The organism is Stenotrophomonas sp. 2YAF22 (assembly GCF_052114665.1).
Classification (GTDB): domain Bacteria; phylum Pseudomonadota; class Gammaproteobacteria; order Xanthomonadales; family Xanthomonadaceae; genus Stenotrophomonas; species Stenotrophomonas indicatrix.
The window spans coordinates 1-2,577 of sequence record NZ_JBFRFE010000618.1; the positions used below are offsets into that span (position 1 = coordinate 1).

Consider the following 2,577-nt stretch of genomic DNA (forward strand, 5'->3'; position numbering starts at 1 on the left):
ATCCTGGGCATGCACGCCATCAAGGAGCGTCCGATCGCCCAGAACGGCCAGGTCGTGATCGCGCCGATGATGTACCTGGCGCTGTCCTACGATCACCGCATCATCGACGGCAAGGACTCGGTGCAGTTCCTGGTGGACATCAAGAACCAGCTGGAAAACCCGGGCCGCATGCTGTTCGGCCTGTAAGAGACCTCCCGCCCCTCCGCGCCTGCGCGGAGGGGTTCTGGTAATGCAACAAGGACTATTTCAATGGCTGAACAATTCGACGTCGTCGTCATCGGTGCCGGCCCGGCCGGTTACCACGCTGCCATCCGCGYGGCCCAGCTTGGCCTGAAGACCGCCTGCATCGACGCAGCGCTGGGCAAGGACGGCAAGCCGGCCCTGGGTGGCACCTGCCTGCGCGTGGGCTGCATCCCGTCCAAGGCGCTGCTGGATTCCTCGCGCCAGTTCTGGAACATGGGCCACATCTTTGGCGACCACGGCATCAGCTTCAAGGATGCCAAGATGGACGTCGAAGCGATGGTTGGCCGCAAGGACAAGATCGTCAAGCAGTTCACCGGCGGCATCGCCATGCTGTTCAAGGCCAACAAGGTCGCCGCCTATTACGGCTTCGGCGAACTGCAGCCGGGCAACGTGGTCAAGGTTACCCAGCATGACGGCTCGGTCGTCGAGCTGAAGGGCACCAACGTCATCATCGCCGCCGGTTCGGATTCGATCGAACTGCCGTTCGCCAAGTTCGACGGCGAGACCATCGTCGACAACGTCGGCGGCCTGGACTTCACCGAAGTGCCGGCGCGCCTGGCCGTGATCGGCGCCGGTGTGATCGGCCTGGAACTGGGCAGCGTGTGGAAGCGCCTGGGTTCGGAAGTGACCATCCTGGAAGCGCTGCCGGACTTCCTGGCTGCGGCCGATACCGAAGTGGCCAAGACCGCCGCCAAGGAATTCAAGAAGCAGGGCCTGGACATCCGCCTGGGTGCCAAGGTCTCCAAGGCCGAAGTGACCGGCAAGGGCAAGAAGAAGGAAGTCGCCCTGACCTACACCGACGCCGAAGGCGAGAAGTCGCTGGTCGTGGACAAGCTGCTGGTGGCCGTCGGCCGTCGCGCCGCCACCAAGGGCCTGCTGGCCGAAGGTACCGGCGTCAAGATCAACGAGCGTGGCCAGATCGAAGTCGACGCGCACTGCCACACCGGCGTCAACGGCGTCTGGGCGGTCGGTGACTGCGTGCGCGGCCCGATGCTGGCGCACAAGGGCTTCGAGGAAGGCATCGCGGTTGCCGAACTGATCGCCGGCCTGCCGGGCCACGTCAACTTCGACACCATTCCGTGGGTCATCTACACCGAGCCGGAGCTGGCCTGGGTCGGCAAGACCGAGCAGCAGCTGAAGGCCGAGGGCATCCCGTACAAGGCCGGCAGCTTCCCGTTCGCCGCCAACGGCCGTGCCGTGGCGATGATCGAGCCGGCAGGCTTCGTGAAGGTTCTGGCCCACGCCGAAACCGATCGCATCCTGGGCATGCACCTGGTGGGCGCCAACGTGTCCGAGCTGGTGCACGAAGGCGTGCTGACCATGGAGTTCAGCGGTTCGGCCGACGACCTGGCGCGCATCTGCCACGCCCACCCGTCGCTGTCGGAAGTGGTGCACGACGCGGCGATGGCCGTGAGCAAGCGCGCGATCCACAAGGCGAACTGATCCATCGGGCAGTGCCGGCCGCTGGCCGGCATCGCTGGATGCTGAAAACCCCGCCTCGGCGGGGTTTTTTGTTACACGATGACTCCAGAACAAGGACGGGACCCATTGGCACCCGGCGCGCGGCAGACGAGCGGATCACCCCTGCCCTCACGCGGGCGTCGACCTCCAGTGCGGTAGGCTCTGCCTGAGGTCGCGTTGCATCGCCAAGCCACGGATGCGCGACAGGTGGTGCTCCCGCACCTGCTCGTGGGGCTGTTCAGACATTGGAGATCTCCATGGAGAACGAACGAATCGAGACTCGGGGCGAAGATGGCCGCAGGGTGTTGGTATTCAAGTTCTGGCCTCACTTCGACGCAACGATTCTTCCCGGCACAAACCTGGCCGAAGGCCTGCCAAGGTATGCGCTGGCAAACGGCAATTCCGTAACCTTCGACGGCGTGGATTTCGAGATCGCCGCTACCGGCGAAGAGCTGGTCCGGTCGTTGGCCATCCAGCGACCACCATCGGGCTGATTCGTTCGTCGTGTGGCCCGGCAGCATCTGCCAATCTGCAGCGGATCAGTGAACGGCCGGCCGCGCAGACCGGGCCACATGCCCAGACTGCCTGACCCAGCGTGGCCCTGCATCAACGCTGCGGCGGTGTGCGTTCCCGGTCCGTAGTGTCCGACTTCGGCGGATCGTCACAGATCCGGTGTTGGGCGATCACTTCACCCACCTTCCATTCCTTTACCACCCGGCAGCTTTCCTTCCCGGTGTCCTTGTCGGTCGTTTTGACTTCCGCCTTGCCGGCAGCATGCTGACGCTCAAGGTAGGCCGACGGCGGATCCTTGGCCAAGGCCGGCGCCGCCATCAGCAGCGCCAGCGTCGTGATGGCAAGCGGCCTCATGCCGTC

Annotated in this window: 4 protein-coding genes; 3 read left to right on the plus strand and 1 reads right to left on the minus strand. The window is 64.7% G+C overall.

From position 1 onward, the window contains the following. The 3 genes from AB4Y84_RS18980 to AB4Y84_RS18990 form a co-directional block, all read left to right on the plus strand. Positions 1–186, plus strand: a 186-nt coding sequence (locus AB4Y84_RS18980) for a 2-oxo acid dehydrogenase subunit E2 (protein ID WP_442250660.1), incomplete at its 5' end; no start/stop codon positions are given. A gap of 63 nt (positions 187–249) precedes the next feature. After that, positions 250–1,686: a dihydrolipoyl dehydrogenase gene (gene lpdA, locus AB4Y84_RS18985; protein WP_442250661.1), complete on the plus strand. Its 1,437-nt coding sequence runs from the start codon at positions 250–252 to the stop codon at positions 1,684–1,686. A 275-nt stretch (positions 1,687–1,961) separates the two neighbouring features. Continuing rightward, the gene (locus AB4Y84_RS18990; RefSeq protein ID WP_312108796.1) at positions 1,962–2,198 is read left to right on the plus strand and encodes a hypothetical protein; all 237 of its coding nucleotides are present in this window, start codon (positions 1,962–1,964) and stop codon (positions 2,196–2,198) included. Positions 2,199–2,310: 112 nt separating this feature from the next. Here the strand turns inward: AB4Y84_RS18990 and AB4Y84_RS18995 are convergent. Next, positions 2,311–2,577, minus strand: a 267-nt coding sequence (locus tag AB4Y84_RS18995) for a hypothetical protein (RefSeq protein WP_442250662.1), incomplete at its 5' end; no start/stop codon positions are given.

Coding starts and splice junctions, on each gene's coding strand:
- AB4Y84_RS18990 (WP_312108796.1), top strand. CDS start 1,962: ATGGAGAACGAACGAATCGAGACTCGGGGCGAAGATGGCCGCAGGGTG.